Annotated in this window: 20 protein-coding genes; 4 read left to right on the forward strand and 16 right to left on the reverse strand. The window is 67.4% G+C overall.

Annotated features, from left to right (window positions below):
* Positions 1-49: 49 nt before the first annotated feature.
* The 3 genes from ACPPVO_RS54365 to ACPPVO_RS54375 form a co-directional block, all read right to left on the reverse strand.
* Positions 50-652, reverse strand: a complete 603-nt coding sequence (locus tag ACPPVO_RS54365) for an N-acetyltransferase (protein WP_426507380.1) — start codon at positions 650-652, stop codon at positions 50-52.
* 148 nt (positions 653-800) lie between these two features.
* Positions 801-1490, reverse strand: coding sequence for an IS6 family transposase (locus ACPPVO_RS54370; RefSeq protein ID WP_426514872.1), 690 nt, complete (start codon positions 1488-1490; stop codon positions 801-803).
* Positions 1491-1543: 53 nt separating this feature from the next.
* Positions 1544-2245 (reverse strand): hypothetical protein, encoded by a 702-nt coding sequence (locus ACPPVO_RS54375; protein ID WP_426507381.1) that lies wholly within the window; start codon positions 2243-2245, stop codon positions 1544-1546.
* Positions 2246-2625: 380 nt separating this feature from the next.
* Here ACPPVO_RS54375 and ACPPVO_RS54380 point away from each other — a divergent pair, with 380 nt between their 5' ends.
* On the forward strand, positions 2626-3090 hold the full coding sequence (locus ACPPVO_RS54380; protein ID WP_426507383.1) for a hypothetical protein: 465 nt from the start codon (positions 2626-2628) through the stop codon (positions 3088-3090).
* Positions 3091-3397: 307 nt separating this feature from the next.
* Here the strand turns inward: ACPPVO_RS54380 and ACPPVO_RS54385 are convergent, their stop codons facing one another.
* From ACPPVO_RS54385 to ACPPVO_RS54410, 6 genes are all read right to left on the reverse strand, one after another.
* Positions 3398-4306 (reverse strand): GNAT family N-acetyltransferase, encoded by a 909-nt coding sequence (locus ACPPVO_RS54385; RefSeq protein ID WP_426507384.1) that lies wholly within the window; start codon positions 4304-4306, stop codon positions 3398-3400.
* Positions 4307-4541: 235 nt separating this feature from the next.
* Positions 4542-4778 carry a hypothetical protein gene (locus ACPPVO_RS54390; RefSeq protein WP_426507385.1) on the reverse strand — a complete coding sequence of 79 codons (237 nt, stop codon included), beginning with the start codon at positions 4776-4778 and terminating at the stop codon, positions 4542-4544.
* Complete coding sequence (locus ACPPVO_RS54395) at positions 4757-5074, reverse strand: hypothetical protein (RefSeq protein WP_426507386.1); 318 nt, start codon at positions 5072-5074, stop codon at positions 4757-4759. The genes ACPPVO_RS54390 and ACPPVO_RS54395 overlap by 22 nt, the downstream gene beginning before the upstream one ends.
* A gap of 102 nt (positions 5075-5176) precedes the next feature.
* Positions 5177-5737, reverse strand: coding sequence for a hypothetical protein (locus ACPPVO_RS54400; RefSeq protein WP_426507387.1), 561 nt, complete (start codon positions 5735-5737; stop codon positions 5177-5179).
* Between the two features lie 310 nt (positions 5738-6047).
* The gene (locus tag ACPPVO_RS54405) at positions 6048-6527 is read right to left on the reverse strand and encodes a hypothetical protein (RefSeq protein WP_426507388.1); all 480 of its coding nucleotides are present in this window, start codon (positions 6525-6527) and stop codon (positions 6048-6050) included.
* 536 nt (positions 6528-7063) lie between these two features.
* On the reverse strand, positions 7064-8365 hold the full coding sequence (locus tag ACPPVO_RS54410; protein WP_426507390.1) for a hypothetical protein: 1302 nt from the start codon (positions 8363-8365) through the stop codon (positions 7064-7066).
* Positions 8366-8939: 574 nt separating this feature from the next.
* Here ACPPVO_RS54410 and ACPPVO_RS54415 point away from each other — a divergent pair.
* Positions 8940-9506: a hypothetical protein gene (locus ACPPVO_RS54415; RefSeq protein ID WP_426507392.1), complete on the forward strand. Its 567-nt coding sequence runs from the start codon at positions 8940-8942 to the stop codon at positions 9504-9506.
* Between the two features lie 26 nt (positions 9507-9532).
* Here the strand turns inward: ACPPVO_RS54415 and ACPPVO_RS54420 are convergent, their stop codons facing one another.
* The 6 genes from ACPPVO_RS54420 to ACPPVO_RS54445 all read right to left on the reverse strand — a co-directional run bounded on the left by ACPPVO_RS54420 (position 9533) and on the right by ACPPVO_RS54445 (position 15887).
* Positions 9533-10696: an IS110 family transposase gene (locus ACPPVO_RS54420; protein ID WP_426505202.1), complete on the reverse strand. Its 1164-nt coding sequence runs from the start codon at positions 10694-10696 to the stop codon at positions 9533-9535.
* A gap of 1211 nt (positions 10697-11907) precedes the next feature.
* Positions 11908-12456: a dihydrofolate reductase family protein gene (locus tag ACPPVO_RS54425; protein WP_360889359.1), complete on the reverse strand. Its 549-nt coding sequence runs from the start codon at positions 12454-12456 to the stop codon at positions 11908-11910.
* Between the two features lie 52 nt (positions 12457-12508).
* Entirely contained in the window at positions 12509-12829 is a 321-nt protein-coding gene (locus ACPPVO_RS54430; RefSeq protein WP_426507394.1) for a hypothetical protein, read from the reverse strand.
* A gap of 95 nt (positions 12830-12924) precedes the next feature.
* Positions 12925-13935 carry a sigma-70 family RNA polymerase sigma factor gene (locus ACPPVO_RS54435; protein WP_426507396.1) on the reverse strand — a complete coding sequence of 337 codons (1011 nt, stop codon included), beginning with the start codon at positions 13933-13935 and terminating at the stop codon, positions 12925-12927.
* 20 nt (positions 13936-13955) lie between these two features.
* Positions 13956-14675, reverse strand: a complete 720-nt coding sequence (locus tag ACPPVO_RS54440) for an alpha/beta fold hydrolase (RefSeq protein WP_426514873.1) — start codon at positions 14673-14675, stop codon at positions 13956-13958.
* Between the two features lie 195 nt (positions 14676-14870).
* Complete coding sequence (locus ACPPVO_RS54445; RefSeq protein ID WP_426507398.1) at positions 14871-15887, reverse strand: sigma-70 family RNA polymerase sigma factor; 1017 nt, start codon at positions 15885-15887, stop codon at positions 14871-14873.
* A 146-nt stretch (positions 15888-16033) separates the two neighbouring features.
* On the opposite strand from ACPPVO_RS54445, the gene ACPPVO_RS54450 reads away from it, so the two are divergent.
* Complete coding sequence (locus ACPPVO_RS54450; RefSeq protein ID WP_426507400.1) at positions 16034-16633, forward strand: dihydrofolate reductase family protein; 600 nt, start codon at positions 16034-16036, stop codon at positions 16631-16633.
* A 222-nt stretch (positions 16634-16855) separates the two neighbouring features.
* On the opposite strand, the gene ACPPVO_RS54455 is transcribed toward ACPPVO_RS54450, so the two are convergent.
* Positions 16856-17488, reverse strand: a complete 633-nt coding sequence (locus tag ACPPVO_RS54455) for a hypothetical protein (RefSeq protein ID WP_426507401.1) — start codon at positions 17486-17488, stop codon at positions 16856-16858.
* Between the two features lie 565 nt (positions 17489-18053).
* Between ACPPVO_RS54455 and ACPPVO_RS54460 the strand changes: the two genes are divergently transcribed.
* Complete coding sequence (locus ACPPVO_RS54460; protein WP_426507402.1) at positions 18054-19244, forward strand: hypothetical protein; 1191 nt, start codon at positions 18054-18056, stop codon at positions 19242-19244.
* Positions 19245-19322 lie beyond the last annotated feature (78 nt).

Genomic DNA, 19322 nt, shown 5'->3' on the forward strand with positions numbered 1-19322 from the left:
GTTGCGTTGCGCGTCGGCACGATCGAGGCAGACTTGAGGGCGCCAACGCTCAACGCAACGAAGCTTCTGGGCGTTCGGCAGTGCAGCCCGCCACAGGTCCCAGGGCTTGCCCACGGCATTGGGCTGCGCCACTACCCGTCGAGGGCCCGCCGCAGGTCTTCATCAGCAACAGCAGGTGCATGGAGTCGGTGGGGCTGGCCTCGAACTTGGCCAGGCGCAGGTAGAAGTCACGGGCGGCCTCGGTCTCGCAGTGGATGAGCACCGCCCGCACCCCGATGACCTCCGCGGCGCCGGCGAAGCGGCGCAGCGCGTCGACCACCAAGGCTCGGCCCAGGCCTGCCCCTTGGACCGCGAGATCGACGCCGAGCCGGGTCAGGATCACCACCGGCTGGTGGCAGCTGCCTGCTCCCTGCCGCAGCCGCGGGGAAGCGTCGGCGGGGGCCACGCTGCCGGCCGCCAGGGCGTAGTAGCCGACTACACGCCCATCGGTATGGTCGTTGTCGCGCACGACGTAGACGCGGGACAGTCCAGCCCGATGAGCCTGCAGGGCATGCTCGACGAGCCACACCGACTGGGCCGGCGAACCGCAGTCGAACCCGGACACCGCATGCCCAGCCGACAGCGGCTCCACCGGCGAGAAGCTGAAACTCACTGGGGCGTACAACCCTGCGGCGGGTCGAGCACCGTCGGACCGGTCAACAGTTCCCGAAGCCCGGCGATGTCCTGCGGCGGCCGTTGCAATGCGGGCGCCGTTGCGTTGTGGGCCGGCGGACATGTTGAACCCGTGCCTGGGTTTGCGGTCAGATCGCTTGGGCGAGTTCGGAGAACGCAATAGCGACCCGCGTTGTCGGCGGGGCGTCGACGGCGAATTCGTAGTGACCGCGGCGGAGGTTCTGCATGAAGGCGTGCCCCGCGATGATCACCCGCGCGGTCGTGTCCGTTCGTAGCCCGCGCATCGGTCTCAACCGCTGCCTGAGTTGGCTGTGATCCGCCTCGATCGGATTGTTGGCGTACTGCTCGACGTGGTGCCACGCGGACGGGATCAGCTCGTCCAGGACCGCGGGGTAGACCGCGGCGGCGTCGGTGACCACCTCGCTCAGCGTAATTTTCAGCGTGGACAGCGCCCGGCGGAAGAACCTCCGCGCGGCGTCAGCGTCACGGCGGGCCGAGACGAGCACGTCGATGACCTGCCCGTGCTGGTCGACCGCGCGGTACACGTAGCGCCAGACGCCGTTGACTTTGACGTAGGTCTCGTCAACGTGCCACCTGTCGCCCGGCGCGTGGCGGCCGAACCGGGCAGCGTCGGCCAGCAGAGGGGTGAACCGCTGCACCCACCGGTAAACCGTGACGTGGTCGACCTCGACGCCACGCTCGACGAGCAGTTCTTCGACGTCCCGGTAGGACAGGTTGTACCGCAGATACCAGCGCACCGCGACGACGATCACCTCCGGCGGGAACCTGAAGCCGGCGAACGCCGACCTCGGCGGCAGCCACGGGCGTAGGTGGATCGACGACTTCACCGCTCAAGTCTGCCCCGACCTTGTCAACGCTTAACGCAACGGAGCCGAGGCGCTCGCGGCTTGATTGCCTTTGCGCTGAACGCGTCCCTTGGGGGTGCTGGGCCGACCGGGTTGACCGCTCGGCTGGTCGCCGCGCCTCGGTCAGCGTCCTCCGGATGCATCCGATCGGTGTGTTTGGGAGTTCCGGTTCCCGGCCTGCGGCCGGCAGCGGTTAAGCGGCCGTCAGCCACTGCGTCCCGGCGCGGCGGCCTGCCTGACCGGGTTCGCCACCTCCGCGGTTGGAGCAGGATGATCCCGATCAGGAACGCGGCGGAGAATATGGCGAGAAAACTGGCCGACGACCGCCAACTCTGGCTGTCGTTGCTCTGGTAGATCGCCGTCAGGCTGCCGGTGTCGCGGGCGGGAACCGTGTCGCCCGCCTGGGCACCCGGCGGCAGCCCTCCGGCCAACTCCATGTCCCGGCGCACAGTCGTGCCGTCAACGCTGCGGAAATCTCCAAACCAGCCGCACCGCTGCCGCGGCGGCGGGTAGCGATCGCAACTCAGCGGTTGGGTAAGGGTGAACGTGCCGGTCACGCCGCCGCCGTGCGCGGCCTGCCAGTCCGGCACGAACATGAATCCCGAACCGCATGCCCCGACGGCACCGATGACCACCCACCCGATCGCCACGACCATCAGGCGGACACGCATATTCGGCGGCTTCACGATCCAGGTCGGCACGCCCATCGTGTCCTCCCGTCGGACTGTCGGAGGTGCACCACCGCAGCGGTTGGCGTCCGAGCCGGCACGACCGAGGATAGTAGCCCTCGTCGGTTCCTCTTTTCGCTCACCGGCCTACCGGCTCAGCTCACGTTCGTGCGTGCCTCTTGGCGGTGCCGTTGATGATGGCAATGCGCCAGTCAGAGCGGCAGCGCAAGCCCAAGATCGGGTGCACGGACTATGCCGCTGTCCGTGCGCGCTGGCCCAACCGCACACGGTCACTCCGCGTGGGTTTCGGTCCTCGTGGAGCGCCTGCGCGGCGTCCGGAGAAGCCGGTGAGGGTGCGCCATCAGTAGATGGTCGTTGCACCGTTCCACCGCCACGCCCTCGATGGCAGTGTAGGCGCCATGTCGCGCATCGTGTCTCGTGTCATCACCGCCACCATCCCGGGCCGGCCGGCGGTGGTCCGCGCCTGGTACCTGGACCTGACCAACCTGTGCCGGGTCCACCCGCTGATCGTCGCAGTGCGCCAGGTCGGCACCGCCCTCGCAGCGGACGGTACCGCGATCACCGATTACCTTGTCACCGACCGGATGGTCGTGGCGGGCCTGCGGATCCGCTTTACCTACCGGGTACGGATGTCCGCGCCACCCGACGGTCCGATCGCCACGCTCGCGCGTCAGGCGCCGCGAATCCGGCTGGTCGGGCAGGTGACGTTCATCCCGACCGGCGACGGGACCACCATCCGGGAAACGCTGACCATCCACGCGCCATGGCCGCTGCGGCGGCTCGTGGCCACCGAAGCCGAACAAGCACACACCCAGATGTTCGCCGCCATGGCCGCGATGTTCACCACCGGAGCAGACTTGTAGGCCCTGTCATCCGGCACGCCGACCTGACTGAGGCGGACAGTCCTCGTCACGGACCCATCGGCTCCCATACGTCGCCCTCGATGGGTAGTCCGGCCCGCTCTACTGCTCGACCGCAGGCGGAACACGATGGTGCTCCGCCAGAGCGGACGAGCACCGACCGGCGCTCGCGCCCCGCCAACCCCATCGCATCAGATCAGGTGCGCTGTCATGCCGCTGATGGTGCTCACGAGCGCGTATGGCCGTCACTCGGTGTAGCCGGACATCGCTCGTGCTGGCGCACGACTTTAGCCGATGAGCGCGCACGTGATCACTGTTGCGGTGTGCGACCGCCCGTTGGTTGGTTGTCACGGCCGATCCATCCCGCTCGAACAAGCATGCTGGTGGCGACCTCGTCGGCGGCGCGATCGTTCGTGACCGTGAAGTCCTCGACAGCGGCTGATGTTGGTGCGGTCCCGTGCTGCTCCAGCGTGTCGAGATGCTGTTTGAGCTTCGGTCCGGTGTCTCGTTGACGCAGGCGGCGGCGGACGGTGCCCGCCTCCGCGATCAGCTTGACCACAAGGACGTCACAGCCTGCGAGGCTCTGCGCATACCGTTCGCGCTCGGCCACGGTGTCGATGATGGCAGCGGCGACGAGGAACCGTGCACCGGCCGTCCTGAAGTTCGACCATACGGACGCAAGGTTGACGCGCTTGAGCTCGTCATAGGAGCGTCCACCCGCAAGGCCTGTACTTCGGGGCGGCCCGAACTGGGCCAGCATGTCCGTGTCAACGACGGCCGTGATATGACCCGCTTCGGTCAGCACTCGCCCGACCGCGTCCGCCACGGTCGACTTGCCTACCCCGGCGACACCGGTCAGCAGCAACGCCCGAGACGCAGCTGCCTGAACGGCTTCGGGGCCCGCAACGGGATGCAACTGGAACCAGTAGCTCACCGTGGGACCTTGTGCGGCCAGACCGCCGCCCAGCGACTCGTACAGGGCGCGAGCACGAGCGTTGCCCTGGCCTGTCGTAAAGAACATCTTGGTGGCACCGGCCTGCGCACCGGCCGACATGAATGCTCGCAGCAGCGCCCGACCGATTCCTTGCCGGCGGTGTTCAGACGCCACCTCCAGCCGATGCAGATAAAGCATCGAGGAGGCATCGGGCCGGGCCAGGTGATACCCCCCAACACCATCCCAGGATCTGTTCGGACTGACGAGCCACGAACGCCAGCGCATGCGGAGCCTCCAGGAACGTCTGCCCCCCCGCCCGACACCACGCCGAACGACGCCGCGGCACGATCGAACAGCTGAACATCGCTCACTGCTACTCGATGAATCACGCGCCATTCTGACCCAAGGGCCGCCAAGATAGCGGACCGCAAGCGTGCACGGATGTCTGCCGCCGTTCGCGCGCCGGTGGCCTGGGGGAAGACACGGGTGCCCCGAGCTTGCGCCTTGCACAGGCCAGCGTTCAGATGGGACGCCTGGCCAAGTGATCAGCACCGTCGCCGTCGTTGCCCATGGGAAGGTCGCTGGTCTGCAGCAGGGTAAACGGGGCAGCCTCCCGGTTCAGTGCGGTGACTGGCTTACCGGACTCGCCGGCATAAGCTTGGCCGTCTTGCACGTAGAAGTGCAGCCAGGGCTGCAGCTCCAACTCCTCCCGGGCGCACCCGATCCATCCCTGGGTCAACGACCAGCGGCCAACCATTGAGGAACCGTACTCAGCAACTCGTACATACCGTCGTCCAGCACGAACGTCCGCACAAACAGCCCGTACGATGCGGCGTGGTCCAGGTACGGGCGTTGTTCAATCAGCGACCGGACGCTGCCGCCGGGCAGTGCATCATCGGGGTCCGCGACCAGGCACGGCCAGCCGTACTCCAACTCCCGATCCTCAGGCGGTTCAGGCGCGAGGCCGAGGTGGAATCGCAACTCGGCCAGGAACGTTGCCGGCACATCGGGACGCAGCCGCAGCGTCAACATCCACTCGTAGTGCAAACTCACGCTCACTCCGTCCGCCGAGTGCAACCCACGGATCACGGTAGCCGTTGCCGACATCCGCTCATGGCCGCGATCCGGCGCTGCGGATCATCGGCCCGGACGACGTCATCGGCGCGGCATGCGCGAACGGCTGACAGGTATCAGGCGCAGCGTCAAGGTGTCGTAGACACCGTGTCTGGCCTTCGGCTGCAGGAGCAGCGCCATGGCGACGACCGCACACACCGCGACCGCGATCGGGCCGCCGTGCACGAGCACGAGCAGCCATCCCGGCGCATCGTCAATGAGCACGACGGGCACTCCGCTGCTGTCGACCGCGTCGAACGACGCGAGCGCCGACGCCCACCAACCACATGTCAACTGGGCGGCCAGGCACAGCGAGACAGTGATACGCAGTCCGTTGAACCCGCTGGGCTCACCCTGGAGGTACAGCCGCAGCAATATAGTCCCGGCGAGGGCAAACAGTCCCGTGACGACGGCCATGATCATGCCGGCGATCAGGACGTCCTCCTTGAGATAAGGCTGGCTGGAGGCCGAGATCGCAGCCTTGTGGTCATCGGCCCAGGGACCCACGTGAGCAGCCAGGTAAAGGTAGCTGAAGCCCACCATGACCAGCCCGCCGATCATGAGAACGACGACGATGACGGTGGCGTTCCTCAGCCGCTTCACACCGCGCAAGATACCGCCCGCTGCGGACGTTCCGGCCTCGCAGGGATCGCGATGAGCGTCGTCGCGATGCTTCGATGCACGATCAGGTGCGCGCTTCTGCCGCCGAGCGCGCGCGGTCGACGGGAGGCCTCGTCCATGACCTGCGGCGGCGCGCCAGAGTCGACCGCCACCTCTCGTGTTGCCCGCCCCTGCTCGGTCGGGCCACCACCGTCGAGGTACCTCATCCCTCTGGCCTACGAGAGATCATCGATCACTGTCACGCGGACTCGCCGACAGAGCATCGATCAACCTGACGATTTAAGATCTGTAGCTACAAGCGGCATGCGGGAGTTACTGCCGTATACCCGACGTAGAGCACGCCGTTAGCGTTGATGTCGACCGTCTCACCCCGAAGGCCGTAGGTGTTGCTGCCCCACAGCGCGTACCTGTAGCCATTTGGATGGTTTGGGTCGTAGAAGGTACCGCTGTATACGACGAAGTTGCCGTCGGCCTGGTAGACGGCGTAGTTGCCAAGGGGGTTCGTGGCGGCACCCCAGCATGCCTTGATCTGTGCGCCGGTGTTCGCGTTTATAAGGGACAGCACCAGATTGCCGTCACCCTGCAGCGTGAGCCGGACCAGGCCCGACGCGGTGGAACGTTGGATGTAGTCGCCGACATGCATCCCTTCGTCCCTGGTCAAGGCAGAGCCCAGGTTGGCTGCCTCAGCCGGTACAGCGAGAGCCACGACGGATGTCGCACCCACGGCAGCTGCGACCAGCGCGTTGACGATTCTTCTCTTGATGTGTGTCATGTTCCCTCGCGCATCTGACAGTAGTCGGTCCATTGCGGCAAACCCCCGCGCAGCCGCTCAGCGCGTGAGCTGCGACCATCCGTCCGGCATCACATCGTCATGAATGGATGCAATGTACATGGCCATGGCAGGGCCGACAAGATCTGCGATGGCTGCAGGACGTGCGCCAATACCAGCCCTCCATCGCGGACGACCGTCCGTCATGGTTGACCAGCACGAGATGTCTGCGGGGCGATCTTGGTTTCCGCACATGCCGCTGCGGGCGCTCGGCGGCGGCCTAAAGATCGTCACCGACCGTGGGCAGCTCTTGGCAGTGTTGGGCTTCCGGTGGTGCCGGATGACAGTGAACTTGAGTTCGGCCGGCCGGGCATGAGTCGTCCGTTCGGAGCGCGACAGGACGGGCGCTCGTGACGGGCCGCGCCTGCCTTCGTCCGTATGACGCCGGCCGTACTCGTGGCGGTGACACCCAACCCAGCGCACGCGTCCGGATCTGCCGCGAGCCGGGGCGCCGCCCGGCGACGCGGCTGCCCGGTCGGTCAGGTTGTTGAGTGCAGGGTTAGTGCTTCGTGGTAGTCGGTGAGGGCGTCGGGGTAGCGGTGTCCGGCGGTGAGGATCATCGCCCGGTCGGTCAGAGCGTGGATGAGCGACGGCCGGCCGGTTGCGGTGGTTTGGGCGTGTAGGCGGCGGGCGGCGTCGACGCTGTCGTTGAAGGCGGGTAGGGCCGGTTCGAGGAAGCGGTGGCCGTGGCGCCACAGCCAGTACACGCCGGTACGGATGGCTAGCCGGCGTTGCAGCGCGGCGAGTTCGGGCAGGCGGGGTTCGCGGCGGGCCCTGTCGCGTAGCGTGTCGGGTCGGTCGGAGGCGGGGGCGTCGCGCCGGGCGATTCCGGATTCGGCGAAGTAGCGCTCCCGCAGGTCGGGTGACCAGTGGCTGGGGTGGACGCCGAAGGCGGGCTGGGACTGGCCGGTTGTGTGCGGCTCGGCGTGGCGGGCCTGAGCAGCCAGTAGCACGCCGGCGTAGGTGTACTGATATCCGCTCCAGACTTTGGGTTCTCCGGTCGCGGCCAGCCGGCGGAGCAGGTCGAGTGCCTCGCGGCGGGCCGCGTCGGCGTCGTCGGCGCGGCCCGCGCGGTCGAGGAGCAGGGCTTGCCAGATCAGGGTGTGGAAAACGTCGCTGAGGGATATCTCGTCTGTGGCCAGTTTGGCGCGGTCCTCGTCGAGGATCGCGCTCAGTGTCGTGACCGCGGTGTCTGGGTGGCCGGCAGCGTCGAGTTCGGCGGTCAGGCTCAGCCGGTCCCAGGTGCAGGCGCGCCAGGCGTCCTCCCGCAGGGTGACGTCGAGGAGTTCGGTGAGGGCGGCCGCCGCGTCGGCGTGCCGGCCCTCCTCGGCGAGCCCGTGTGCCCAGGCACGCAGTCCCCATTCGACCCAGCCGCGTTCCCCGGCCGCGAACGCGAGGCGGTTCGCCGTAGCCATTTCCTCGCGGACCGCGAGCCCTTCAGTGCGGCGGCCCAGCTCGTACAGGGTGCGCTGGTAGGAGTCGAGGGTCTGCACGACAAGTTCGCCGCGTCGTGGATCGTCGCGTCGCGAGTTTCGGGCGGCGTCGGCTGCCTCCTCCAGCAACGCCAGCCGGGTCTGCGGCGAGGCATGGCGGCCGCCCTGGTAGATGAGGTCGAGCAGCGCCTTCGCCAGGTGGGCCTGGTAGGCGCGGTGGTCGGACCGGGTCAAGATCCGATATGCCGTGACCTTTTCGTAGAGGCTCGGCCCGCGCGATCCAATCAGGATCGTGCGTGCCCACGTCTCGAGTTCGTAGCCCACGGTGTCCTGCCCGCCAACGGCCATCTGTGCTCCTTACACCTGGTGGCCCGGCGAGTTTAGGCGGAAGAAACCGCAGGTCAACAGGCCTGAATGACCGAATGACCGGTGACGATGTCGGCGGTATGCTGTTGACAGCACCAACCTCTGCGCGTCCCCGGGTAACCGCAGTTGATGCCCTCGCGCGGAACGCGCCAGCCACCTTCGACGACCGGCTCGGCATCAAGGACCGACAGGAGTGCAGCGGGCCCTTCGCTGGGACTCGTTGACCTGGGTCGCCTGGGCCAGCCGGCGTTCCGGCTGACGGACTTCAGATCGAACGGCGAGGTCCGATCCAAACAGGCACCACCGTGGATCGCCGAGCAGGAGTCCGGCAAGTAACACGAACCTGCGCCCGCCCCCGACGGAGCGTTAGCCGACCACTGTCGGTCGACTCGACCCGACCGGTCTCGACCTCGGCGCCGGAGGGTGAGAAATCGTAGCGCCCCCAGCCGACCCGCCAGCGTTTGATCCCGCGGTCGCCACCCGGGAAGATTTGGCCGAATCCTTGCATGAGGGGATTTCGGATGCCGTCGCCCGGCCTGTGCGTCACACTGCCACGATGGAAACGTTCCGGTGCGCGACGTGCGGGAACGCGGTGAGCGTTCCGGTCCGGCTGGTTGAGCTGCCGGCGCAGCCCCACTGGTCGCTGCTGGACCACCATCATGTGAACCCTCCGCTGCTCGACCCGGGCACCTATGCGATCGACGAGCGCGCGTACGGCTGTGACCGGGTCGTCGGCACCTTCGTGCTCTCGCCCGGCGACGTCCGCGGTACACGGTTCGTCCATGACCTCGTCGCCATTGGCTGCTGGTCGCTGGTGGGATCGAGCCCATGCGTCGCCTGCGAGCGTTGCGGCGCCGTGATGGCTTCCCGGACGGACGACTGCAATGTCGCCCAGGAGACGCGCCTCTACCCGGCCATGGTCGTTTGCGAGGCCTACGACGTTGAGGCCGATCTCGCTCCGGGCCCCTTCGCGTCGATCGCCGACTGGGACGACGCCGCGCCCGACAGCAGGAACACGGCTGGGTTCGGCGAACCCAGCCGCCCACGGCCAGAGCTCGTCGTGACGCGCGGGGGCGGCCGAGGCGTGAAAGCGCAGCTCTATCGAGACGATCCACCGGCCTGAGCATCCGCACATGGCACCCCTCTGTGTCAAGAGAAGGCCAGGGCCGGTGTTCTAGAGTGGGCTCTAGCGGGTCCGGGAAGTGGCTTGTCCGAAGTGCTGGCTGTCGGGATTGAGCCGGCCGCGCTGGATTGCAGAGTCGCTCCCGTTTGCCCTCCCGGGCCCGTCCGGATCCGTTTGGCGTCGTTGACCATCTGTTGATAGACCACATTGGACAGTCGGCGTTTGAGGCTGCGCATGGCTTCCATCGGGCTCTTGCCCGCGGCGAGTTTGCGTCGATAGTAGGCACGGCCTTCGGTGTCGTTGCGGAGCTGGACGATGGCCATGATGTGCAGGACCCGGTTGATGCGCCGGTTCCCGGCCCGCGACAGCCGGTGACGCCGATGGTCACCGGAGGACGCGTCGATGGGTGCGGTGCCGTTCCAGGACGCGAAATGGTCCCGGCTGGCGAACCGGTCGACGTCGCCGACGTCACCGAGGAGCCGAGCCGCGCCGGACGGACCGATGCCGTTGAGCTGCTGCAGCGTGCTGCCGGTCGAGGCAACCAACTCGGTCAGCTGCGCGTTGGCGGCCTTGATCTTCTTGTCGATCACGGCGACCTCAGTGATCAGTTCCGAGGCCAGCTGCCGGCGGGTGCGACCGACGATGTCACGCGGCCGGACCGTGCTGAGCAGGGCACGGGCCTGCGGCGCGGACAGGAACTGCTTCGCCCCGCCGGGCACGAGCTCGAGCAGCAGCTGGTGCAGCCGGTTGAGTGTTTCGGTCCGAGCCCGCCCCAGCGCGTCACGGCGATCGACAAGCAGCTTCAACGCCACCGTGGTGTCATCGACCGTGACCTGCCGCAACCCGGCCGCGCGTAGGGCGGCGACCGCCACGCAGTGGGCGTCGGCGGGATCGGTCTTGCGGGACTGGTTGGTATCGAAGAGCCTGGCCCGCGCGGACAGTTTCGCGGGCACGTCCAGCACGGTCTCGCCGTCGGCGACCAAACGCTGAGCGATGTGCCGGCCGATGCCATTGCAGCCCTCGACCGCCCAGACCCGGTCTTTGTGCTGCCGGCCCAGCTTGAGCATCGCCTGGTAGCCGTCGCGGTCCGTGCCGAACCGGCCCTGCGCCAGGACCTTCTCCCGGCCGTTGATGATCTCGATGGTCGCGGACCGCTTGTGCGGGTCCATGCCGATGATGACGCGTGCCATGCCGTCCCTCTCGATCCGACGATCCAGGTGTCGGCGAGGAGGGCAGCGCTACGTCGAGCAGGGCAGACCCCTCTGGAGCCTCTCCGCGCCACGGCGACCGGCAGGACGCACGCCATGAGTGAGCCACACCAAACCGCTGTGGGCAGCCGCGATGCGAGCGACCCCACCGGTCACCTCGACCAAGCCTGGCCGGGCTGCGGTCGTAGGTCTAGTCAATACGTAGCCGCGATGCGGCTCGCTACGGAATGTCACGCAGGTGACTGCCCGGATCACTGACATGCCGATGAGCGCGCACGCGATCTTGCCAGGTCAGGCGTTCTGCGACCGTTGGGCGAACTCCGCCCGAACCGGCTGCTATCGCCGTTGGCCGTTCGGTTGCTGCTCGCCGGCCGACCCGCTCCAGCGTCGCCCGCAGCCCTACCGTCCGGCGTTGCTGCCTGGCGGTCACCCCATCGATCTGCTCGGCGAACGTACGAACCTGGCACAGCGTGTTGTCGCAGATGAACCGGCGGACCTGTATCCGACCTGGACCGGCCGTCCCGCGCTTGACAGATCCCACAGCGACGCTGGTACCGGTCGTGGACCCGCGTGGAGAGGACCCCGCTCTCCTGGCAGGCCGCCGACTCCGATCCCGTACGGGCCACGATCTTCACACTGCCGCCCTGGTCTCGCACCTGGTCCAGGACCAGTCCGTTCAGATGCGGGAACAGCAGGTACAACAGACACACTTCCCTGTCGGTGAGCTCGTGCACCACAATCGACTCCCACGGCCGCTCTTCACGATCCTGATCTTGGCGATCCAGATCGTTACAGGGCAGTCGTGCTCATGTGCAGCGAGTTACACGATCGCGATCAGCTCTCAGAGCCGAAACGACACCAACTCGCGCTCCGTGATCACTCCCCACCAAGTGAGGCAGCCCCCGGAAGTTCCGAAGGTCACACTCCGGTGAGCCGCCGCTACGGGTGCTGAGCTGCGCCGATCCCGTTGGGTGCGTGGATGTCGAGCGTTCGCCCCGGGGTTTGTCGACATTGATTGCCGACACGGGTTCTCGACAGACCCGACCTGGGAAGACGCAGGTCGGAGCCCGAGTGTCGACAGACCCTCGTTTCTCGGCACTCGCCGAGATCGACCGGCTGGCGGCTCACCGGAGCTTCGGGAGTTCCGGGCCTACACGGGGCCGCCGGTCGTCGGCGGCCCGTGACAACGCGGCTCAGCTGGTGGTCTCGTAGGTCAGCTTCACGACCTTTGAAAAGGTTTTCACGGCTGCGAGCTTCAGTTTGGCGGGTTGAACGGCTTGGGAGTACTGCTTGCCGCGTCCGAGCAGGAGGGGGTAGATGGTGAGGTCTATGACATCTATCAGCCGTTCCCGAAGTAGGGTTTCCCCGAACTGGCCGTGGCCGAGGATGAGCAGGTTCCCGCCGTCTTGCTGTTTGAGCCGGGTCACTTCGGTGACGACGTCGCCTCGAACGATGGTGGGATTGCCCCAGTCGGCCTTGTCCAGTGTGGAGCTGAACACGTATTTCGGGATTGTGTTGAGCCGGTCGGCCCACATCGGCTTGTGGGTTCCGCCGCCGCCGTAGAGTTCGGCGAATGCCTCGTAGGTGTTGCGGCCGAACAGGATTGCGTCGCACGCGGTCAGCAGGCCCAGGCCGTCGCGCAGGTATGCCTCATCTTGGTATTCGCCGACCCGCATCATGCCCACGGGGTCTTCGTAGACCCCGTCGGTCGAGACCAGGACGTACTCGATTATCTTCCGCATAGCGCTTGCCTCCGTAGTCGATTTTCCGGTGTGCCGGTTTCCCAGCCGGTGCTCATGCCGCACCACCGGCCGGCGCCGCACCTGGGAGGTCGACCGCCGCGCCGACCTGGACTCCGCCGCCCTCGGCCAAGGCCGGGCAGCGCTCGGCGATCGCGACCGCCGCCTCGAGATTCTCGGCCTCCACGACCGAATAGCCGCTGGGCACGCTGCGCGCCCCGCACTCGCCTACGGCGGTTGCTCCGTGTGTCGGCAAACCCTGATCGATCACCTGGTCTCCCAGGGTGCCGAACCAGGCACCCCACGCCGTGAGTGTTTCGGGCTTGCCTGGGGTGAATTCCGGGGGCATCCGGTAGGTGAACACGAACTTGGCCATCGTCGGCTCCTTCGATCTCGTCTGAACGTTCCGGTGCACCGTGGAGTGCGCCGTCATCCGTTCAGATCCCACCGCCACGAAGAAGTGGGCGGCGCTTATCCGGGGAGGGTGCGGGGGAGGCCGAATCGGGCCAGGATGCTGTTGTCGAACCGGGTCAGAGCGGTGATGCGATCGGCGGCGAGGGTGAGGACCATCAGGCCCGTGGCGTGCCAGGCGGAGGTACGGGCGTCCAGGAGATAGACGCCGAAGGCAGGTTGGCCGTTGGCTCGCGTCGCGACCAGACGATAACGAGGGGCTTGGGCGAAAACGGCGGCCTGGAAACGGGTAACCGCCTCGCGGCCGAGGTATTCGACCGGCAGCGGCGGCATCGTCAAGCGAACGTCGTCGGCGAGCAATGCGACGACGCCGTCGACGTCGCATCTTTCGAAGGCCCTGGTGAACCGCTCAACGAGCAGCCGCTCGGCGGGTGAGTCGGGCGAGGGCGGTTGCTGCGCGTCTCGGGGTGCCCGCTGTTGCATGGCGGCGCGGGCGCGTTTGAGGGCGCTGGTGACCGATTCCTCCGTGGTGTCGAGGAATTCGGCGACATCGGCGGCACGGTAGCCGAGCACGTCGCGCAGGATCAGCACGGCTCGCTGACGTGGCGGTAGAAGCTGGACGGCCGTCACGAAAGCAAGCGATATCGCCTGTGTGGACTCGTAGCGCGCTTCGGGGCCGGGAGCGGGGTCACCGAGGCCCTCGAGCAGGACGTCGGGGTACGGCTGGAGCCACGCCACCTCACCGTGCGCGGATGGCTCGGGCAGCTCGAACCTGGCCGAGCTTTCACCGGAACTCGCCATTCGAGGCCTCCTGCCCGCCGACCGCAATATCTTGAGACAGCGGTTCGTCGCGACGCGGTAGAGCCAAGTCCGGACCGAGGACCGCGACTCGAACGCGCCCAGTCCCTTCCAGGCGTCCAGCAACGTCTCCTGCAGGGCGTCCTCGGCGTCGTGAATCGAACCGAGGAACCGGTAACAGTGCGACATCAGTTCTCGACGGAAGGGCTCGACGAGCTCGCGGAACGCGTCGGCGTCACCGGCCCGGCACCTGGCGATCAACTCCGCTGTCACCGCATCGTCCTCGTATCGAATCAGTCGCAGCCTGCCGAGACGAGCGTCTCGGCCAGGTCCGCGGGTCGGTTGAACATCACGTAGTGCGAGCCCGGGATCTGCAGGATCCGGGCAAGCGGACCCAGACGTTGGGCGAATCGGGGGAAGGAGGCGTATTCGCCGGGCGGCAGAGCCGTGTCGCTGATCGGATTCACATAACTGGCGTGCAGTCCGCCCGACGCGATCAGCTCGTGAAACGTGTCGAGGTCGAGTTCGTCGGTGAAATATCTGACCGGAAGGGGCGACATCTGGGCGTAGATCACTGTCGCGGCAGCGGAATCCATGTCGTTGCACGCGCGTTCGCGGATCACCGGGAACGGCAGCAGGAAACCCTGTGCCGGATCGGTCATGTCGAAGAAGGCGGCGTCCGCTGGTGGGAATTCGTCGGCCAGTGCGTGGCCGGCACCGGGAACGAACGCGCTCAAGAACACCAACCGCTTGATCCGCGTCGGCGCCTGTGCGGCGGCTTGGGCGATATATGCGCCCCCGATTGAATGGCCGACCAGGACCACGTCGGACAGGTCATGGTCGTGAAGATACCCGGTCAGGGAGGCGACGGCGTCGGCGTGCGCCAACGTCATCGGATCGCCCGGATCGTGCCCGGCCAGGGTCGGGGTGTGCACGATGTGCCCGTCGCCGCGCAGCACGCTTGCGGTCTGCTTCCACATATCGCCGGTCATAAACGCGCCATGGACCAGCACGAACGTCAAAGATACGGGGGTCATACGAACTCCTGTCAGTCGGTGACGGCGGCGTGCGCCGGATGACTCGTCACCCAGATAGATCCCACCCGACGGGCAAAACTGGGCGGCACGCGCCACGAAATCGGGTGGACATGACGGCGCCGCCGGCCGGGGGCGGTGTGACGGCGGTACGTGGCATGAGTCGACGGCGTTCTACCGCGCACGTCGCAGGGATGGCGGCAGCTCGAACGTAGGGAGGACGATCTTTTCGAAGCGGGTCATGGCGCTGATTCGGTCGCCGGCGAGGGTGAGCACGAACAGGCCGACTCCCTGACTACCGGTGGGGGTGGGTCGGTAGACACCGAACGCCGGTTGACCGTTGGCTCGCGTCGGCACCAGTTCAAATCTCGGTGCCGAGCCGAAAACGAGGGCGCAGAAGCGGGCCACGCTGTCTCGGCCCCGGTACTCCAACGATATCGGTGGCATCGACATGAAGACGTCGTCGGTCAACAGCGCCACCAACGCATCGATGTCGGTGGATTCGTAGGCGCTGACGAACTTCGCCGCGATCGCGTTCTCGGCAGGCGAGTCGGCGGCGGGCGGCTGGGCTCCGGCAGCCGTCACCGGCAGTCGATGTTGCATGCCCGCACGTGCGCGCTTGAGGGCGCTTTTGACCGATTCGACGGTCGTGTCGAGCATGTCGGCTACTTCGTTGGCGTGGAATCCGAGGACGTCGCGCAGGATGAGAACGGCGAGCTGGCGAGGCGGCAGGATCTGCAGGGCGGTCACAAACGCCAGGGAAATGGATTCGGATTGCTCGTAGCGGGCCTCCGGACCCAGCGGCACACTGATCGCACCGTCCAGAAGGGTGTCGGGATAGGGCTCGAGCCAATGGATTTCGCCGAAGCCCGTCGGTTCGGGCAGTTCGACTCCCGGAACGTCCCACTGCTTCGCGGGACGCCGGCGCTCGGCGCGCAACGCGTCGAGGCACCGGTTGGTCGCGATGCGGTAGAGCCACGTGCGAAGCGAGGCGCGGCCGTCGAATCGGTCGAGGCCACGCCACGCGGCCAACATCGTGTCCTGAAGAGCGTCCTCGGCATCCTGAAACGATCCGAGCATCCGGTAGCAATGCATCTGTAGTTCGCGACGGTGCGGCTCGGTCAGCGCTCGGAACGCCTCGCCGTCGCCGGCCCGCGCCCTCGACATCAGGTCTGTTCTCGCCAACTCCACACCCGCCGCCTCTCTCCGTGTGTGCGGTTCCATCCTGTACGGACGCCGGCCGCTGCGCGAAGGGGGCGCTCTGGCAGCGCCCCCTTTTCCGGTGTCGCGGCGTCCATCCCGTGACAACCGACAACATCGTCAAAGGAGCACGGAAAATGGGAAAGATCGCCCTCACCTCGAACGTCACACTCGACGGAGTGGTCCAAGACCCGGACGGCGCGGACGGCTTCGAACACGGCGGCTGGTTCCACCAGTTCGTGGGAGCCCAGGACCTCGAAGACTGGACCGTCCGTGAGACGCAGGAGGCGCTGGATGCCGAGGTGCTGCTGCTGGGCGGGCGGACCAATGAGTGGTTCGCGGACCGGATGACAGAGCAGAACCTGGCGGAGGGCCGTGTGAGCCCCGAGTGGGCGAACAGGGTGCGCAGCATGCCCAAGTACGTTGTGTCCTCGACTGTCGACGACCCTCGGTGGAGCAACGTCACCGTCCTGCGCGGCGACGCGGTCAAGGAGGTTTCGGAGCTGAAGGGCAAAGTGGACGGGGAAATCCTCATCTACGCCAGCTACCAGCTCGCACGCACGCTGATCGAACACAACCTGCTCGACGAACTGCGGCTGGTCGTCTTTCCGGTTGTGGTGGGAACCGGCCGGCGTCTGTTCGACGAGGCCAGCGCCAAGAAGCCGCTGCACCTGGTCGACACCCGACAGCTCGGTGAGGGCCTGGTGTACTACAGCTACGAACTCGCGCAAGGCTAACGCCTGCAACAGCTCCCAGCCCGTTTGACCATGACCGCGTCGACGTACCGCCGGCGGCGCGGTCATGGCAACGCTTACTTCCGGCGGTTCCCACTACCGGGCCGACCTCGACCCGCCGCCGACCCACAGCACCGGGGCGGTCCATCCCGGCGCTCGTCTACCAAGGTCAGGTGCACGCATCTGCCGCTGCGTGCGCTCGGCGGCCTGCCCGGTAGCCCGTGATCAGTGCACGCGGCCGCCCCGCAGGTCGAGGAACTTGTGCAGGTGCTCGCTCGAATAGAACATCTGGTAGTAGCGATCCCACGGGCGAAACGCCTCGGCCTCCTCGTCCGAGTACGGACGAGTCACACCGGCGGCGGTCTCCGCGACGCCCGAGACGTGGAATATCTCCGGCTCCGACGGGAACAGCTCGAGCAGGGCGGCATCGTTCCCCACGACCGACCATCGTCCGGTGCGCACCGAGTCATCGTCGGAATAGACCGGATACGGGTCCACCGCCTCGTCACGCGACGGCATCCGGGCGGTCTGCCGTTTGCCGGCGAAGAACCCGAACGCCACGCCGAACCGGTTACTCATGATCATGACCGCGAGGTAATACCCACAACTCGCGGACGGAATCGCCACGACGTCCCCGGGCCGCACGCGACGGGCGCGGGCGGGCGGACCGGCGAACTCGACGACCGTGATCGACTCTGGCCGCTCAAGCAGGCCGGCCGCAACGCCGCGCAGCGCCTCGGCAAGGTGCGGCGCCAGCTCGCCGAGCTCGACCGACTCGCGGCCGCCCGCACACCGGTCGAGAACGTCGGCCAGCCACTGCGTCGCCAGGACGAACGGCCCGTCGTTGAGGTCACCCACCCGGCCGCCCGCGAGCGCAGGACCGTGCCGTCAACGAGGACCACCCGGACCTCGGCCGGAAACCGGGACGCCGACAGCCGGTGGTCGGCGTAGGGCAGCGACTGCTCGATGACATACAGCAGTTCCGCGATCGAGACCGGGCTGTCGAACGCTTCGTTGATCTCGCGGACGACACCAACCAGGCCCGCGGCCGCCGCGCCAATGGTGGAGGCCATGGCACGAGAGCGTACGTCAGGGCGACGCCAGTCCAACATCCTTCCTCAGTTCCGGGCTCTCGCCTTTGATCGCCAAGCGGAGAACCCGAACTGCCGTCCTGGCCGCTTGATCACGTTTCCGTTCATGGCCGCTGCGGGGGCCTTTGCGTCGGGCCGGTCTTCGTCACCGACGGTGAGTGGCCCTCGGCCGGGCGGGGCTTCCGCTCGTGCCGGTGTGCGGACGCCGCGGTTTGCGTTCGCTCCGGGCCAAGAGTGCATCCAAGACCGCCGCCGTCTCGGCATGTAGTGACCGGGTGCTGAGCGACGGATATCGGTCGACCGGGCGCCGCCCAGTCTCGATACTCGCAGCCATGATTGCGCTGCCCGTCCTGTGGCTGTACGGGGCGTCGGGGGTCGGAAAGACCACCGTCACCTGGGAGTTGTTCGTCCAGCTCACCCGGGAGGGCGTAGCCGCCGGCTACGTCGACATCGACCAGCTCGGGATGTGCTATGGCCCGCCGACGCGGCAACACTGGGCGCCCGAGCCCGCCGCAGATCCCGGCCGCCACCAGCTCAAGGCCCGCACGCTCGACGCGGTTGTTGCCAACTTCCAGGACGCGGGTGCCAGGTGCGTGATCGTCCCAGGCGTCACCGACCCGGTTCGCGGGGTGGAGACCGACCTCGTCCCGCACGCGGCGCTGACCACATGCCGGCTGCGCGCCGAGCCGGCGGAACTGAGCCGGCGTTTGGCCGCCCGCGGCAGCCCGAACGACGATCACGCAGAGCAGATCGCGTACGCCGACGCCCTCGACCGCGCCTTCGCGACCGAACCGTGCGTCGACACCACCGGACTCACGGTCGGCGAGGTCGTCGACCGCGTCCGGGCGCGAACCGGCTGGCCCGATCTGGCGGCGCCGGTCGAGAAGCCGAGCGCGACCCGGCAGGTACCGGACCCCACACCGGGCGAAATCTTGTGGCTGCACGGACCCGCCGCCGTTGGCAAGTCGACCGTCGGCTGGCAGGTATACCAGCAAGTCCGGCGGGTCGGTATCAGTGCCGCGTTCGTGGACCTCGACCAGATCGGCTTTCACCGCCCGGCCGCGGCTGGCGACCCGGGCAACCACCGGCTCAAAGCCGCCAACCTCGCCGCGGTTTGGCACGCATTCCGGGACAGCGGGGCGGAATGTCTGATCGCGGTCGGCCCGCTCGACCGGCCGGAGGATCTGGCGGCCTACACCGCCGTGCTGCCCGCCGCCACGATCACGCTGTGCCAGCTACACGCAAGCCGACAAGTGCTGGCCGAGCGGGTCGCGCGCCGGGGCCGAGGCCTCACACCAACGCGGGGTCTGGCCGGCGACGAGCTGCTCGGACAACCACAGGCGCGACTGCACGAGATCGCGGACCAGGCGGCGCTGATCGTCGACGCCCTGGACGGGGTCGGTGATCTGCGGGTGGACACGGACGACCGGCTCGCTGACCAGATCGCCACGGAGATCCTGGGACGTACGGGCTGGCCGTCGCAACGAACAGATATTCGACCGGGCCCGCCTCCGAGGCCTTGACCATCTGTTTGACCCGGTGCGGCTCGGCGCCATGCCCGCCTCGAGCGTCAAAGACCCTCGGCCAATTGCGAAGCGCCC

The organism is Dactylosporangium sp. McL0621 (assembly GCF_049995355.1).
Taxonomy (GTDB): Bacteria; Actinomycetota; Actinomycetes; order Mycobacteriales; family Micromonosporaceae; genus Dactylosporangium.